Annotated in this window: 14 protein-coding genes and 3 pseudogenes; 5 read left to right on the top strand and 12 right to left on the bottom strand. The window is 69.4% G+C overall.

Going from position 1 to position 15,046, the window contains the following annotated elements; all coding sequences use genetic code 11:
• Positions 1 to 59: 59 nt before the first annotated feature.
• The 7 genes and pseudogenes from IPG68_13710 to IPG68_13680 all read right to left on the bottom strand — a co-directional run bounded on the left by IPG68_13710 (position 60) and on the right by IPG68_13680 (position 6,200).
• Complete coding sequence (locus IPG68_13710) at positions 60 to 605, bottom strand: DUF3459 domain-containing protein (GenBank protein MBK6764255.1); 546 nt, start codon at positions 603 to 605, stop codon at positions 60 to 62.
• Positions 606 to 842: 237 nt separating this feature from the next.
• A pseudogene (locus IPG68_13705) lies at positions 843 to 1,623 on the bottom strand (hypothetical protein).
• Positions 1,624 to 2,058: 435 nt separating this feature from the next.
• Positions 2,059 to 2,130, bottom strand: a pseudogene (locus IPG68_13700) (DUF2510 domain-containing protein).
• Positions 2,131 to 2,153: 23 nt separating this feature from the next.
• Positions 2,154 to 3,652 (bottom strand): annotated as a pseudogene (locus IPG68_13695) (MFS transporter).
• A 398-nt stretch (positions 3,653 to 4,050) separates the two neighbouring features.
• On the bottom strand, positions 4,051 to 4,545 hold the full coding sequence (locus tag IPG68_13690; GenBank protein ID MBK6764254.1) for a DinB family protein: 495 nt from the start codon (positions 4,543 to 4,545) through the stop codon (positions 4,051 to 4,053).
• 9 nt (positions 4,546 to 4,554) lie between these two features.
• Positions 4,555 to 5,469 carry a DNA-3-methyladenine glycosylase 2 family protein gene (locus IPG68_13685; protein MBK6764253.1) on the bottom strand — a complete coding sequence of 305 codons (915 nt, stop codon included), beginning with the start codon at positions 5,467 to 5,469 and terminating at the stop codon, positions 4,555 to 4,557.
• Positions 5,454 to 6,200 (bottom strand): hypothetical protein, encoded by a 747-nt coding sequence (locus IPG68_13680; GenBank protein ID MBK6764252.1) that lies wholly within the window; start codon positions 6,198 to 6,200, stop codon positions 5,454 to 5,456. The genes IPG68_13685 and IPG68_13680 overlap by 16 nt, the downstream gene beginning before the upstream one ends.
• A gap of 38 nt (positions 6,201 to 6,238) precedes the next feature.
• Between IPG68_13680 and IPG68_13675 the strand changes: the two genes are divergently transcribed.
• Positions 6,239 to 6,628, top strand: coding sequence for a DUF302 domain-containing protein (locus IPG68_13675; GenBank protein ID MBK6764251.1), 390 nt, complete (start codon positions 6,239 to 6,241; stop codon positions 6,626 to 6,628).
• A complete protein-coding gene (gene acpS, locus IPG68_13670) occupies positions 6,628 to 6,987 on the top strand; it encodes a holo-ACP synthase (protein MBK6764250.1) in 360 nt (119 codons plus the stop codon). The genes IPG68_13675 and acpS overlap by 1 nt, the downstream gene beginning before the upstream one ends.
• Here acpS and IPG68_13665 read toward each other — a convergent pair.
• From IPG68_13665 to acsA, 5 genes are read right to left on the bottom strand one after another with little or no spacing between them, the layout of a single operon-like run.
• Positions 6,969 to 7,208 (bottom strand): acyl carrier protein, encoded by a 240-nt coding sequence (locus IPG68_13665; GenBank protein ID MBK6764249.1) that lies wholly within the window; start codon positions 7,206 to 7,208, stop codon positions 6,969 to 6,971. The genes acpS and IPG68_13665 overlap by 19 nt on opposite strands.
• On the bottom strand, positions 7,205 to 8,488 hold the full coding sequence (locus IPG68_13660) for a 2-oxo acid dehydrogenase subunit E2 (protein ID MBK6764248.1): 1,284 nt from the start codon (positions 8,486 to 8,488) through the stop codon (positions 7,205 to 7,207). Before IPG68_13660 ends, IPG68_13665 begins: the two co-directional genes overlap by 4 nt.
• Positions 8,489 to 8,493: 5 nt before the next feature.
• Complete coding sequence (locus IPG68_13655) at positions 8,494 to 9,477, bottom strand: alpha-ketoacid dehydrogenase subunit beta (protein MBK6764247.1); 984 nt, start codon at positions 9,475 to 9,477, stop codon at positions 8,494 to 8,496.
• On the bottom strand, positions 9,474 to 10,454 hold the full coding sequence (pdhA, locus tag IPG68_13650) for a pyruvate dehydrogenase (acetyl-transferring) E1 component subunit alpha (protein ID MBK6764246.1): 981 nt from the start codon (positions 10,452 to 10,454) through the stop codon (positions 9,474 to 9,476). The genes IPG68_13655 and pdhA overlap by 4 nt, the downstream gene beginning before the upstream one ends.
• The gene (gene acsA / locus IPG68_13645; GenBank protein ID MBK6764245.1) at positions 10,451 to 12,250 is read right to left on the bottom strand and encodes an acetate--CoA ligase; all 1,800 of its coding nucleotides are present in this window, start codon (positions 12,248 to 12,250) and stop codon (positions 10,451 to 10,453) included. The genes pdhA and acsA overlap by 4 nt, the downstream gene beginning before the upstream one ends.
• 190 nt (positions 12,251 to 12,440) lie before the next feature.
• Between acsA and IPG68_13640 the strand changes: the two genes are divergently transcribed.
• The 3 genes from IPG68_13640 to IPG68_13630 all read left to right on the top strand — a co-directional run bounded on the left by IPG68_13640 (position 12,441) and on the right by IPG68_13630 (position 14,980).
• Entirely contained in the window at positions 12,441 to 13,040 is a 600-nt protein-coding gene (locus tag IPG68_13640) for a hypothetical protein (GenBank protein ID MBK6764244.1), read from the top strand.
• A 10-nt stretch (positions 13,041 to 13,050) separates the two neighbouring features.
• Positions 13,051 to 13,401 (top strand): VOC family protein, encoded by a 351-nt coding sequence (locus IPG68_13635; protein MBK6764243.1) that lies wholly within the window; start codon positions 13,051 to 13,053, stop codon positions 13,399 to 13,401.
• 85 nt (positions 13,402 to 13,486) lie between these two features.
• On the top strand, positions 13,487 to 14,980 hold the full coding sequence (locus tag IPG68_13630) for an alkaline phosphatase family protein (protein MBK6764242.1): 1,494 nt from the start codon (positions 13,487 to 13,489) through the stop codon (positions 14,978 to 14,980).
• Positions 14,981 to 15,046 lie beyond the last annotated feature (66 nt).

Genomic DNA, 15,046 nt, shown 5'->3' with positions numbered 1-15,046 from the left:
GCGGGCAGGGCGGGAGCAATCCTGCACGGTGGAACCCCTCCCCGGTCCGCCGGCGCGGCTCAGGACATCCGCGGGACCACCGTGCGCAGCACCACCGCGCTGTCCGGGAACAGCGTGGTCCGCCCCGGTCCCACCGCCACCTGGCCGGTCTGCGCGAGCACCTCGCCGGCATACCGCACGGCGGCCGGCTGTTGACCGAGGTTGGCCAGCACCAGCACCTCGTTGCGCCGGTATCCGAGCACGTCCGGCGGCAGGGCTTCCAGCATCGCCAGCGATCCCTCACGCAGGGCCGCGTTCTCCCGGCGCAGGTGCAGCAGTCGCCGGTACAGGTGCAGCATCGAGTCCGGCTGCGCCTGCTGAGTCGCCACATTGACCCGTGGGTAGTCCGGATTGACCGGCAACCACGGTTGCGCACCGACGTGACTGAAACCGGCGTTGGCACTGGCGTCCCACTGCATGGGCGTGCGCATCTCGTCACTGTTCAGCCGCTCGGACATCCGGTCGACCACGAACTGCGGGACACGCCGGAACACGCTGGACGCGATCGGGTCGAGGGCGTCCTTGAACCGCAGCGCGGTGTTGCTCATCCCGATCTCCTGGCCCATGTAGATCGTCGGCACCCCACGCACCGTGAGCAGGATGACGGCCAGCACGCGTGCCTTCGCCGGATCCCCGCCGACCCGGTCGATGGTGCGCGACCGGTCATGGTTCTCCAGGACGTACGTCGGCTGCTGCGGTTCGGCGAAGTTCCGCTCGAACTCCTCGATCGTGCGGCGGAACCACGCGGCGTCGTATTGGTAGGTGAGGAAGTCGAAGAGGAACACCAGTTGCAGGCCGTCGTCGTCACCGAGGAAGGACTTCAGCACCGCGGGCGGGCCGAAGACCTCGCCGAGCAGTACCCGGTCGCCCGGGTACTGCGCGCACACCGCCCGCAGTTCCTTGGCCAGTCGCACGTTGTCGGCGGTGTTCTCCGTGTGGACCCGCTCGGTGAGCCGCGGGAAGCCGTTGTACATGCGCGGACGCACCGGATTGTTGCGCAGTCCGGGGTCCTTCATGATCTGCCCGAAGATGTCCAGGCGGAAGCCATCCACCCCCTTGTCCAGCCAGAAGCGCACGGTGTCGAACATGGCCTGTTTGACCTCGGGGTGGCGCCAGTTGAGGTCGGGCTGGAACGGCAGGAACGAGCACAAGTACCACTGCCGGCGGATGGGCGAATACTGCCAGGCGGAGGTGAACTCCATCGCCGAGCGCCAGTTGTTCGGCGGGCGCCGTCCGTGTTTGCCGCGGCCGTCGGCCCAGATGTACCAGTCGGCCTTTCGGATTGGTGCGCGAGGCGCGGGAGCGCTGGAACCACGGGTGCTGGTCGGACGTGTGGTTGAGCACGAGGTCGAACATCACCCGCATGCCGCGCGCGTGGCACTCGTCGATGAGCCGCTGCGCGTCCTCCAGCGTGCCGTACTCCTCGGCCACCGCCTCGTAGTCGGTGACGTCGTACCCCACGTCGAGTTGCGGGCTGGCGAAGAACGGGGACACCCACACGGTCCCGACCCCGAGGTCCTGCAGGTAGTCGAGTTTGCCGATGATGCCCGGCAGGTCGCCGATCCCGTCGCCGTTCGAGTCCATGTAAGAGCGCGGGTAGACCTGGTAGATGGTGGTGGACTGCCACCACGGGGAGTCGGGCACGTCTTGATTCTGGCGCGACGCGGTTCAAGCCAGCCAGTTGGCCAGCATGAAGTACCCGACGGTCGAGGCCACCAGCGCGACCACCACCACCACGGGCATGAGCAGGAACGCCACGATCCGCACGCTGGCCGACTTGCTGGCCAGCGACCAGACGAGCAGGCCGAGCAGCCCGACCGCGCAGATGCCCGTGTAGACCACCCACACGGTCTCCCCCACGCCAACGCAGCCATCCCAGCCGGAGTCACACCCGAAGGCGGTCATCAGCAGCACGTACCAGAACCCCGCGAACGCGGCCAGCGCCATGAGCATGAACCAGCCGGCCAGCGCCCAACCCGGTAGGCCCTCGCCGGGTGGCTTCTCCGCCGCGAGCCGGTCCGTCCATGCCTGTCCGTCCCAGTAGCGGGTGCCGGGTCCGGCCGGGTCGGGGTACCAGCCGGGCGCGCTCATGTGCGCCAGTCTGCCGCGTCCGCTCAGCCGACGTGGACCGGCGCCTCGTCCTCCTCCGCGGCGGCATCAGCCCCGACTCGGATCATGAAGAAGACCACCACGGCAGCGGTGAGCAGCAGGGCCGCGCCGACGTAGAACCCCTGGGTGAAGCCCTCGGTCAGCGCCGCTGGCATGGCCATCTGACCCTGCGCGGCGTTGGCGGCCAGGTAGGCCGAGGTGGCGGTCACCGCGACGGTGTTCATCAGCGCGGTCCCCAACGACCCGCCTACTTGCTGGCTGGTGTTGATCATCGCGCTCGCCACTCCGGCATCGTGGTGGTCGACCGCGTGCAGCGCCACGGTGGCGGTCGGGATGAACACGAAGGACATGCCCAGGCTCATCACGACCATGGCCGGCAGCACGTGGGTGAGGTAGGCCGAGTCGGGCTGCAACTGCGCCAGCCACAGCATCCCGGCCGCCCCGGCGATCAGGCCGGGGAGCATCATCGGCCGCGGCCCGACCTGGGCAGCAGGTTCGACGCCACCCCGGCACCGAGGATGATCCCCACGCTGAACGGCAGGAAGGCCAGTCCGGCGCGCACCGGGGAGTACCCGAGGATCGTCTGCAGGAAGATCCCGAGGAACAAGAACATGGCGAACATCCCGGCGCCGACCATGAGCGTGGAGATGTACGCGCCGGCCCGGTTGGAGTCGCGGATGACCCGTAGCGGCAGCAGCGGGTGCGACGACCGGCTCTCGATGACGAAGAACGCTGTCAGCAGGACCACCGCCAGGCCGAACCACGCCAGCGTCGTCGGGTCGGTCCAGTGCGCGGAGTCCTCGTAGCCCGCGGGTGCCGCCTGCGTGAACGCGTAGACCAAGGCCAGCAGGCCACCGGTCACCGTGATCGCGCCGGGGATGTCGTAGGAAGTGTCGCCGTGCGCCTTCGACTCGCGCACGAACCGCACCGCGAGCAGCGCGGCGATGATCGCGATGGGTGTGTTGACCACCAGGCACCAGCGCCAGGACAGGTACTCGGTGAGCACCCCGCCGAGCAGTAGGCCGATCGCCGCCCCACCGCCGGAGATGGCACCGAACACCCCGAAGGCCTTCGCGCGCTCCTTCGGGTCGTGGAACGTCACCGTGATCAAGGCCAGGGCCGACGGCGCCAGCAGCGCGGCGAACGCTCCCTGCAACCCGCGCGCGGCGAACAACTGCCCCGAGTTCGTCGCCAGTCCGCCGAGCAGGCTGGCCAAGGCGAAACCGAGCAGGCCGATGGTGAAGGTGCGCTTTCGTCCGGTGAAGTCCGCGATACGCCCGCCGAGCAGCAAGAAGCCGCCGAAGGCCAGCGTGTACGCGGTGACCACCCACTGGATGTCCTGCGGTGCGATGCCCAGATCAGCCTGGGCGCTGGGGATGGCGAGGTTCACGATCGAGGCGTCGAGCACGATCATCAGTTGCGCGATGGCGATGACGAACAGCGCCTTGAATCGGTTGGGGTCCGACACCGGTGTGACTGTTTTCTCGGACACTTCCTCTGACATGGGGCTCCTGACGCTGGTTCAACCTCAGCGTCAACCGCACCGGCTGGCAATTGCTTCCCGCCGGGGAGAGCGGGATCCGGTGACCCGCGTCACATGGGTGCCGCACCGCCGCGCCCTCGCCACCGCCACCGCTACCCGGGAGCCATCCGGACACCCGGGAGCGATCCAACCGCGCAGAACCACTCCCACCCATCCGCATCACTCCCGCCTTGCGCTGGAGCCCGGCGCCGCCAGCAACGCCCCCCACCGGGGAGAGAAACCGCTACCCGGGAGCGAACCGGACACCCGGGAGCGATCCAACCGCGCAGAACCACTCCCACCCATCCGCATCACTCCCGCCTTGCGCTGGAGCCCGGCGCGTGGAGCCCGGCGCGTGGAGCCCGGCACTTGGCGCCCCGTCACAAACCGGTGCGACCATCGATGCGTTCGCGCAGCAGATCTGCGTGCCCGTTGTGCCGGGCGTACTCGGCGATCATGTGCAGGTAGATCCACCGGAGGGTGACTGTGCCGTGTGGCCCCCGGGCGGCCTCGTCGTCCAGCGACAAGGTCAGAACCGCGTCGCGCGCCGCGGCCACCTCACCGCGATAGACCTGCAGATCGTCGGCCCACCGCGCTGGGTCGATCTCCTCGAAGTCCCCATCCGGGTGCTCCCGCGAGACGAACAGTCCCGGCAGGGACATGTCGCACATGCAGATCCGGAACCACCAGCGCTCGATCCGGGCCAGGTGGCGCACGAGTCCGTGCAGCGACAACTGCGACGGTGCGGCCGATCGCAGGCCGAGTTGTTCCGGCGACAGGTCCATGCACTTCTCGAGCAAGGTCTCCCGGTGGAAGTCGAGGAAGTCGTCGAGCAGGTCGCGCTCGGGGCCACTGGGGGACGGATGTGTGCGCACCGGCCCAGGCTAGCGACCGCGAGTGGGTCCCGGCATCCTCATGCGCGGGCCCCGACGCGGCACGAGCACCCCGGCGAGTTCGATCAAGCGCACGGCGCGCTGCCGGTGCCCGACGTAGGGCGCCAGCAGGTCCAGCATGTCGGCATCGCTGCCGTCGGTGCGCCCGGTCAGCGCATAGGTCACATTGCGGCCGAGGTGGTAGTCCCCCACACTCACCGCATCGGCATCCCCGAACGCCCGCGCGCTGACCTCGGCGGCCGTCCAGGCACCGACCCCGGGGATGGCCGTGAGCAGGTCGCGTCCCTGCGCGGGAGGCAGCGTCTCGGCCCGGGCCAGCAGATGCGCCGACCGCGCCACCTCCCGCACCGCGGCCACCCGCTGCCGGTCCACGCCGTACCGCCGCCAGTCCCACGACGGCACACGGAGAACGGCTTCCGGCCCCGGGGGGACCCGCAGACCCTCGGGCGCCGGCCCCGGAGCGGGAGTCCCGTGCTCGGTGACCAGGGCCCGCCACGCCCCCCGCGCTTCCACCCCCGTCACTCGCTGTTCGAGCACCGCGGCCAGCATGGTCTGCCACGTGAGCAGACTGCGCGGAACGCGCAGTGTGGCCCGGTACCGGCGCCATTGCCGCACCAGCAGCGGATGCACCGGCTCGAAGCCGGATGCGTCGTCATGTCTGCCGAGCAGGTGGTCCACATGGTCGGCCGCCCATCGCGCGCCGGGTCCCGCGGCCCGCACCACAACCCCGCCTGGCACCGGCGCCAGCCGCCACGTCACCGGACCCTCGGCCCCCAGCCCCGCGATCCAGACCTCGTCGCGCAGTCGCTGAAAGGCCGGATCCCCGCCCCCGCGGTGCAGCACCCCGAGCATCGCGGACACGTCGCGGGGCTGGCCGAACTCCACCTCGATCACGAGAGTCCGCAGTCCCGCGCGTACAACCGGTACAACTGGGCACGCTGCACCGTGTCGACCCCGAATGTGAACGTCCCCGACCGGCCGTCGGCAAGGGTCACTTCCACCCCAAAGTACGTTCCCTGCTTGTCCTCCCCGAGGGCATGAGCGTCGCACCGGTTCGGGGCCAGCGCCACCTCGCGGACTCCGGCGTCCCCCGGTCGGGAGGCAAGAGCCAGGCGATCCACGGGCGCGAACAGAATCGTGGTGCCCAAGGCTCCGACCCGCGCGTCACCGGCATCAACGACCACGCTGATCCCCCGGCGCGTCACCGCGTCCACCCGGATCACAGCCGCCTGCGCCACGGCCTGCTCGAAGCAGCGCTGGCGCACGTAGGCACCCACCTGACCGAGCCGGTCCGGCGCGGCGAGGGTGACCGTACGGCCGTCCACAGTGAGCACGACGTCATCAGTGGCACCCGCATCGACGTCGCAGCGCGGCGCCGGCAGCGCGACCTTCAGATCGACCGCTGCCCCGGGAGCGACCTCGACGCCCTCCTCCCACGCAGCGCTGCCCGACAGCCGCGGCGACCGGAGTTCCGCCCGTTGCACGGTGATCTTCTCCGGCCCGGTGTTCGTGACCTGGATCTCGACCTTGTCCAGAGGAGTGTCGCTGCGGGTCTGGTACAGGCTGACCGACAACGGATCGGCGGTTGGGCCGGCGCAGGCGGCGAGCAGCACCGCGATCACACCGGCACGCCACACGCGCCGAACGTATCCCACCGGGCGGGTACCGTGAAGCCATGACTTCTGGACCGCACGTCACCGTCGACCTCCCGTTCGACGAAGCCCTGAGCGCCACCAAAGCCGCGCTGGCCGCCGAAGGCTTCGGCGTGCTCACCGAGATCGACATGCAAGCGACCATGAAGGCCAAACTGAACGAGGACTACCCGCCGCTGATGATCCTGGGCGCGTGTAACCCGACCTTCGCGCACACCGCCATGGGCATCAATCCGGTCATCGCGACCTTGGTCCCGTGCAACGTGGTCGTGCGCGGCGGTGACGACGGCGTCACTGTCGAGACCGTAGACCCGCAGGTGCTCGTCGAGGCCACCGGGGAACCCGAACTGGCACCACTGGCCGACGAGTTGCGCGCACGCCTCGAGCGCGCGCTGGCGGCCGTGTCGGGCTGATGCTGGCCGTCGGGACGGACCTCGTCCGCGTCTCCCGGTTCCACGATCGCGGGGAGGCTTTCCTGCATCGCTGCTTCACCCCTGCGGAGATCGAGTTGTGCGCCGGGCAGGCGCAGCGGTTGGCCGGGCGCTGGGCCGCCAAGGAGGCCGTGCTCAAGGCCCTCGGGGTCGGGATCGGCGAGGTGCCACTGACCGACATCGAGGTCACGCGTGCCGCCAGCGGAGCGCCGGTGCTGTCACTGTCCGGTGCCGCGCAAACCGCCGCGGGGGATCTCACGCGTTGGCATCTGTCCCTGTCGCACGACGGCGACTACGCGGTGGCCTTTGTCGTGGCCACGGATCAGCGCGACGCTACATAAGCGACAGCGGCGTTGACCGTGTCCAGCTTCGGGTAGTCGTCCTCCGGGATGTCCGCGTCGATCGCCTCGGACACGCCCGACACGTACGCCAGGAAATCCATGGAGTCGAGGTCGGCACCGTTGCGCAGACTCATGTCCGGGTCCAGCGTGTCGGTGTCGATCTCGGGGGCGACGTCGGTGAGCGCGGCGATCACCACGTCACGTGCTGCGGTCTCGTTCATAACTCCTCCGGGTGGGTCACGGCGTGTGCGAATTCGTCGAGGAAGCGGGCACCGGTGCGGCCGTCGGTGGCGCGGTGGTCGGCGGCCAGGGTGACGGTGGCCGTACTGCGCACAACTGCCTCACCATCGACGACCCAGGGACGCGGCGCCACGCTGCCGATGCCGAGCAGCGCCACCTGCGGCGGGTAGATGACGCCGTACAGCGCGTCCGGTCCCCCGTCGGCGAGGCTGCTCACGGTGATGCTGCCGGGCTGCAGTTCCGAGGCCTTCAAGCGCCCCGCTTTGGCCCGCTTCACGAGGTCGGACAACTGCCCCATCAGGGCAGTGAGGTCCAGGTCCTGAGCCCCGACGATCCGCGGGGTCACCAGACCTCCGGACCGCGTCGCCACGGCCACTCCGAGGTCCACCCCTGGCGCCGGGTGGAAGTGGTCGTCCCAGTGCCCGTTGAGGTCAGGCACCTTCGTCGCGGACACCACCGCAGCGCGCAGGAACAGGACCGCCGGCAACACCCGGTCGCGGGGCTTCACGGCGGCGTTGCGCTCGCGCAGCCAGTCCAGGGCACCGGTCATGTCGATGGTGCTGACCACGTAGTAGTGCGGGATCTCCCGCGCTGCCCTGGCCATGAGTTCCGCCGTGGCCGCTCGCATGGCGGCCGTCCGGTCGACCGGTGCGCGTTTCGGCGCGGACTCGACCGCCGCGCCGGTCACGATGTCGTTCGTCGCGGTAAGTGCCGCCACGTCGATCCCGCGCTGCCGTGCCAGGCGACGGGCCCGTGGGGTGACCCGGGGGCGGCTCGAGGGGGCGGGAGCCGGGGTGGCGGGCAGCGGCGTCTCGGGCACGATCGGCGCCGGTCCGCCCGCAGACGACTCCCCGGCCGCGGCCAGCACGTCCTTGCGCGTGATCTGCCCGTTCTTGCCCGTGCCATGAACGTCCGCGGGATCCAGGCCGTACTGGTGCAGCAGATGCCGGATGGGTGGGGCGAGTGCGGTGACGGGTTCGGCAGGCACATCCGCAACGACCGGCGGAACGACCGGCGCGGTCCCCCCCGCCGACTCGATACGTGCCATCGGTGTGCCCACCGGCACCACAGTTCCCGGCTCGACCAGCAACTGCGCCACCACGCCGTCCTCGAAGACCTCCACGTCGATCGCCGACTTGGCGGTGTCGACCACCGCGATGACGTCACCCTTGTGCACCGCGTCGCCGGGCTTCACCAGCCACTCCAGCAATGTGCCCTCGTCCATGTCCGCGCCGAGTGACGGCATCGTGAACTCGCCCATCGCGATCAGGCCTCCCCGCGCATCGCCGCCCGCGCCGCGGTGCAGATGTCCTCGACACCGGGGATCGCAGCCTGCTCCAGGTGCCGGGCGTAGGGGATGGGCACCTCCTCGCTGGCCACCCTGCCGACAGGCGCGTCGAGTTCGTAGAAGACCTGCTCCATGATGCGCGCGGACACCTCGGCGGAGATACTGCCGCTGCGCCACCCCTCGTCGACGACGACGGCGCGGTGGGTGCGGCTCACCGAGTCCAGGAACGTCTCGTCGTCCAACGGCCGCAGGGTGCGCAGATCGATGACCTCGGCCTGCACGCCGTCCTCCGCCAGCACCTCGGCCGCGGCCAAGGTCGTCGACAACGTCCCGCCGTAGGTGATCAGGCTGAGGTCAGTGCCGGTGCGCCGGACAGCGGCGCGGTCCAAGTCGACCGGGCCCGAATCGTCGGGCAACTCGCCGGAGGCGTTGTAGAGCCCGCCGTGCTCGAAGATGAGCACCGGGTCGGGATCGGCAAGTGCCGCCGGCATCATCCAGCGCGCGTCGGTCACTGTCGCCGGGGCAACCACCCGGATGCCCGGGATGTGCGCGTACCAGCCGTCGAAGGAGTGCGAGTGCTGGGCGGCCAGCTGCCGGCCGGCGCCGGTCGTCATACGAATGACCAGCGGGACGTTGAACTGCCCGCCGGACATGTGCAGCAGAGCCGCAGCCGTGTTCACGATCTGGTCGAGGGCGAGCAGGCTGAAGTTGACGGTCATGATCTCGACGATGGGCCGCATCCCGCCGAGCGCCGCCCCGATGCCGGCACCGACGAAGGCCGACTCGGACAGCGGCGTGTCCCGGACGCGATCGGGGCCGAACTCCTCGAGCAGGCCCATGGTGACGGCGTAACAGCCGCCGTACTCGCCGATGTCCTCACCCATGATGAACACCCGGTCGTCGTCGCGCAGCGCGCTCCGGATGCCCTCGCGCACGGCCTCGCGGTAGGTGATGGTGCTCATGACGGCCTCCCCGCAGCGGTGCTGGTGGGGCTGTAGACGAAGCGCAGCAGGTCGCCGATCTCCTCGTCGGGCGACTGTTCGGCGAACTGCACGGCGTCCTCGATCTCCGCGGCGATCTCGGCCTCCATCACCTGCAGCGTCGCGTCGTCCAGCACGCCCTCGTCGCGCAGGACGGCGGTGAACAGGTCGACCGGATCGCGCTCGCGCCACAACTTCACCTCGGCTTTGTCCCGGTAGCGCTCCGGGTCGAACATCGAATGTGCGCGGAAGCGGTAGGTCCGCGCCTCCAGGAAGTGCGGGCCGCCCCCGGCCCGGATCGAGTCCACGGCTCGCCGGGCGGTCTCGGCCACCGCGCGCACATCCATGCCGTCGACGCTCCATGCAGGCATCTCGTAGGACGCCGCCTTCATGGGCAGGTTGATCTCGGATTCCGAGCGCTTCAGCGCGGTGCCCATCGCGTAGAGGTTGTTCTCACACACGAACAGCACGGGCAGGTGCCACAACTCGGCGAGGTTCATGGACTCGTGGAACTCGCCCTCGGCCATCGCCCCCTCCCCGAAGAAGCACACGGTCACGGTGTCGCGCTTGCGCAGGTGATCGGCCAGGGCCAGGCCCACCGCCGTCGGCAGTCCGCCGCCAACGATGGCATTCCCGCCGTAGAACCGCAGGTCCTTGTCGAACAAGTGCATGGAACCCCCGCGACCGCGGCTGCACCCGGTGACCTTGCCGTACATCTCGGCCATCACCAGTCGTGCACTCATTCCGCGCAGCAGGGCGTGACCGTGCTCGCGGTACGTGGCGACCACCGCGTCTTCGGCGGTGAGGGCCGACATCACGCCGGTAGCTACGGCCTCCTCCCCGATGTACACATGCAGGAAGCCGCGGATCTTCGTGGCGCTGTACAACTCGACGCACCGCTCCTCGAAGCGGCGCACCCGCAGCATGTCCCTCAGCAGCGCCCGGTCGATGTCGCTCATCGCCCCCCTCCCTCCAGCGTGGACAGGTCGCCTTCCGGCAGGCCCAATTCGCGCGCCCGCAGCAGCCGGCGCATGATCTTGCCGCTGCGCGTGTGGGGCAGCGTGTCGGCGAACGCGATTTCGCGCGGCGCCACCGCGGGTCCGAGCCGGCGACGGGCGTGGGCGGTGAGTTCCCGGCGGATCACGGCGGGGTCCTGGGTGGTCCCCGGTTTCAGCGCGACGAAAGCCTTGATGCGCTCCCCCATCATCGGGTCCGGGACGCCGATGACGCCCGCTTCCGCCACCGCCGGATGCTCCATCAGCACGCTCTCCACCTCGAACGGTCCGATCAGGTGGCCGGCGGTCTTGATGACGTCGTCGGCCCGCCCCACGAACCAGAAGTACCCGTTGTCGTCGCGCTGGGCGAGGTCGCCGGTGAGGTACCAGCCGTCGAGGAAGCACTTGTGGTACCGGTGCTCCTCGTCGAGGTAACCGCGGAACATCGACGGCCAGCCGGTCCGCAACGCGAGTTCGCCGACCTCGCCCGCTGCGAGTTCGACCGCATGGCCATCCGGTCCGGGGGCCGCGCGCCCCTCCCCACCGCGCTGCAGGATCCCCGCCGTGATGCCGGGCATCGGCCTGCCCATGGAACCGGGATACACGTCGCAACTGGCGTAGTTGGCGATCATGATGCCGCCCGTCTCGGTCTGCCACCAGTTGTCGTGGATCGTCATGCCCAGCACCTCACGGCCCCAGACCACCGCCTCCGGGTTCAACGGCTCACCCACGCTGGCCACGAACCGCACCGACGACAAGTCGTACTCCCCGGCCACGTCAGGCCCCGCGCGCATCAGCATGCGGATCGCGGTGGGGGCGGTGTACCAGACGCTCACGTGCTGCTGACTCAACGTGGCGTACCAGCGGCGCGCGTCGAACTCACCCTCGTCGACGATCATCGTCAGGCCGTGGGTGAGGGGGGAGATGATCCCGTAGCTCGTGCCGGTCACCCACCCCGGGTCGGCGGTGCACCAGTAGATGTCCTCGGACTGCAGGTCGAGCGCGAAGTGCCCCGTCGCGTAGTGGCCGATCACCGCGGAGTGCACGTGCACGGCGGCCTTGGGCGTGCCGGTGGTGCCACTGGTGAAGTGCAGCAGTGCCATCTCCTCACGGCCGGTGGGCTCGATCGGGAACTGCTCGGACCGCCCGGCCATGAGATCGGCGAACCGGACCGCCCCGGGGATGTCGGCAGCATCGCCGTCGTCGAGCACGATGATGTGTCGCAGCGTCGGCATCTCGTCTCGCACCGGCGCGATCTTCTTGCGGTAGAGCGCCGTAGTGGTCACCATCGCCACGCCGCCCCCGATGACCACCCGCTGCTTCACCGGCTCCGGGCCGAAAGCGCTGAACAGCGGCGCGAAGACGCTGCGCGCCTTCCACGTGCCGATCACCGCCGTGTAGAGGGCCGGCACCCTGCCGACCAGACTGAACACCCGCTGCCCGGGTTCCACGCCCAACGACCGCAGCGCATTCGCGAACCGGTTGGTCTGCGCCTGCAACTGCTCATACGTCACGTCGGTGACGGTGCCCGCGGTGTCGAGGCAGCGCAGCGCGACATGCGCCCCCCGGCCAGCAGCGACATGCCGGTCCACGGCCTCATACGCGATGTTGAATCCGCCATCCGGCAGTCCGTCGAGCCACTCCTCCGCCGCCGCCCACGTGAACCCGGCTCGGGTTTTGTCGTAATCGGCGAGATTCGGTGCGACGGAGAGATCCGCTGGGTCCTTGCGGATGGCGGGGAGTTCAGAAAACCCACCCATATCTCAGGTATACACCTGCCGGAGCGGTGATGGGCCGGGCTTGGGGAGCTCACTGTCTGATGCCCACCGCAGGGTGCCCCCGCGCAACCGGCGCGGTTCAGCCCCCGTGGTCGCTTGCGCAACAACGCGACGCTCGCGGGCGTAGCCTGACTCGGGTGGTTGTCATCTGCAGTCCGGAAGGGACCAGATCGTGGCTGTGAACGGGGACCCTGGTGACCAGTTGGTGAGCGAGGTGGTCACCCAGATGGGTGCACTCACACCCGATGAGCAGGCCGCTGTCTACGGTGCCGGCTACGCGTACCCGGCGGACGTGCCCATGCCCCCCGGGAGCGCGGCGTGGATCGCCACCATGCTGCGGGACCTCCGTACCGGACCGTGCCGTTTCTGCCACCACGCACTGCTGGAACACTCCCTGGCCATCACCGAGGCCGGGCCGTCGCTGGTATGCGATGCCGACCGTGTGGCCCGCCCCGCCTGGGTGTGGCATGCCGGTCCGCAGCCCCAGCCGGGCTGGCGGATCCTGCTGGGCGCGGCCCTGTGGGTGGGCATCCCGCTGGCGACGGTCGGTCTGGCGGGCTGGGTCATGCCGCTGGTCAGCGCGTTCATGTACAGGCAGCGCCGCTGGGCACTCGGAGCGCTCGCGTGGGGAGCGCTGACCGTCCTGGTGGTTGTGCTCATCGAGACCGAATTCGTCAGTTCGATCATGGGTTTCCTGGCTCTGCTCATGTGGTTCGGATCGGCGATCTACGGCGGCTTCCAGGTCAAGCCGTGGCTCGCCCAGAAGAATTGAGGACTCGCCAGTGGAGATCCAGCACACCGTCATCGTGTTCGACGCAGCGGACATTGCCACCGAGAGTGCATTCTGGGCGGCCGTGCTCGGCGGCACCGTCGACCCGACGGACGACTGGCACAGCATCCGGGTCGACGGACAGACCCGGATGGCCGTGCAACTCGCACCGGGTCACATCCCGCCCGATTGGCCCGACGGTAACCCCCAACAGATCCACGTCGATCTGTGGGTCGCCGACATCGACCCCGCCGAAGCCGAGGTGTTACGGCTGGGTGCCCGGCTCCTGAAGGCAGTCGACGAGGAGGGGTTCCGCGTCTACGCCGATCCTGCGGGCCACCCCTTCTGCTTGTGCCGGCACTGACCGGCAGCCGGCGGGCCTGGGCGCGCGTCTCCCACGTCTGGCCACTTCCCGCCGGAAGCGACTCGAACCTTGTTACCGTCGGTGGGTGAGATTACGCACCCTTCCGATCCTCGCCGCTGGCGTCATGGTCGCCTCGACGGCCGCTCCCGTGATGGCGACCAGCCCCGCCAGCGGCCTGTCCGCCCGGGCCGCTGTGAAGAGCAAGGCCACGCCGCTGGTCTACATCTTCGTGCTTGACGGCCTCGACGGCGATCAGTACGACAGCGGGCGCCTGCCCTTCGCCAAGAGCCTGATCGACAAGCGTGGCACGTACTACCAGGAGTCCCGGTCGATCATGGTCGCGGAGACCAACCCCAACCACACTGCGATGATCACCGGCGCCTACGGCGACACCTCGGGCATCCCGGCCAACGACTTCGCGATGTACGGCAACGGCGCGTCCAAGGCCAGCGGCTGCCCGCTGGTCACCACCGGCAGCGGTCCGACCAAGACCGGCCTGGCTCCCGCGTGCGTCACGGCGCAGACCTTCTTCCAGTCGACCGCGCTCTCCGGTGTGCGCGACCGCATCACGTCCGCGGGGATCTTCGGCAAGCCCAAACTGGCCACGCTGTTCTCCGCGAAGCGCTCGAAGAAGAAGTACGCCGCGGACTACTTGTGGACCCCGTGCACCACCTCCAAGCCCGACTACTGCCGCAAGGTCCCCACCACCTCATTCGGGTACGCCACCGACGAGGACACCATGGATGCAGTGCTCGCGACGGTGCGCAAGGGCGTGAAGACCGAGAGCGGCAAGCGCAAGCGCCCCAACCTAACGTTCGTCAACCTGCCGACGATCGACTCCAGCGGCCACTCGTACGGCACCGGCAAGCGCTACCGCAAGGCGATCGCGGAGGCGGATGGCCAACTGAAGCGCTTCGTGCGGCAGCAGAAGAAGCTGGGGCTGTGGTCCCGGACCGTCATGCTGATCCTCTCCGACCACTCCATGGCCACCACGCCCCGGAAGACGTCACTGACCGAGCTGTTCGTGGCCGCCGGCATCCCGAAGGAGCGCTTCCTCGTCGTGCAGAACGGTGGCACCGATCTGGTGTACCTGACCGACCGCACGGCACCGGACCGCTTCGCGCTGCTCCAGCAGATGCGGGCAGCCGCCCTGTCCGGTGGAACGACGTCCGGCATCGACGAGGCGCTCTACCGCGAGCCGAACCCGCTCGACGGCGGAGACACCTACACCCTGGATGCGGTCCACCCCGACTGGCACCTCAACGGGGAGCGCACCGGCGATCTGGTCGTCACCCAGTTGCCCAACGGCGCGTTCAACGACCCGGTGAACCCCACCACCGGGGGCCACGGAAGCCCGTACACCACCGACACCTTCTTCGCATTCACCGGCGGCTGGAGCGGCCTGGCGAACAACGGCACGATCATCGGACAGCCGGGCCAACGCTTCGATGACACCGCTGCGAACCCGGGGCAGGCGGAGAACGTCGATGTCGCCCCCACCGTCCTGCGCGTGCTCGGTGCCGAGCCGCCCCGGGACAACCGCGGGCGGGTGCTCACCGAGGCGTTCGTCGGCTGGTAGCCGGGTGCCGGGCCGGAGGCGACTCGTCCGGCGGCGACGGACAGTCACCGAATCCTCCGAGCGACG

The sequence above is a fragment of the Micrococcales bacterium genome (assembly GCA_016703125.1).
Classification (GTDB): domain Bacteria; phylum Actinomycetota; class Actinomycetes; order S36-B12; family UBA10799; genus JADKAV01.
Note: the sequence above shows the minus strand (reverse complement) of the source record. Positions and strands in the feature narration are given on the sequence as shown.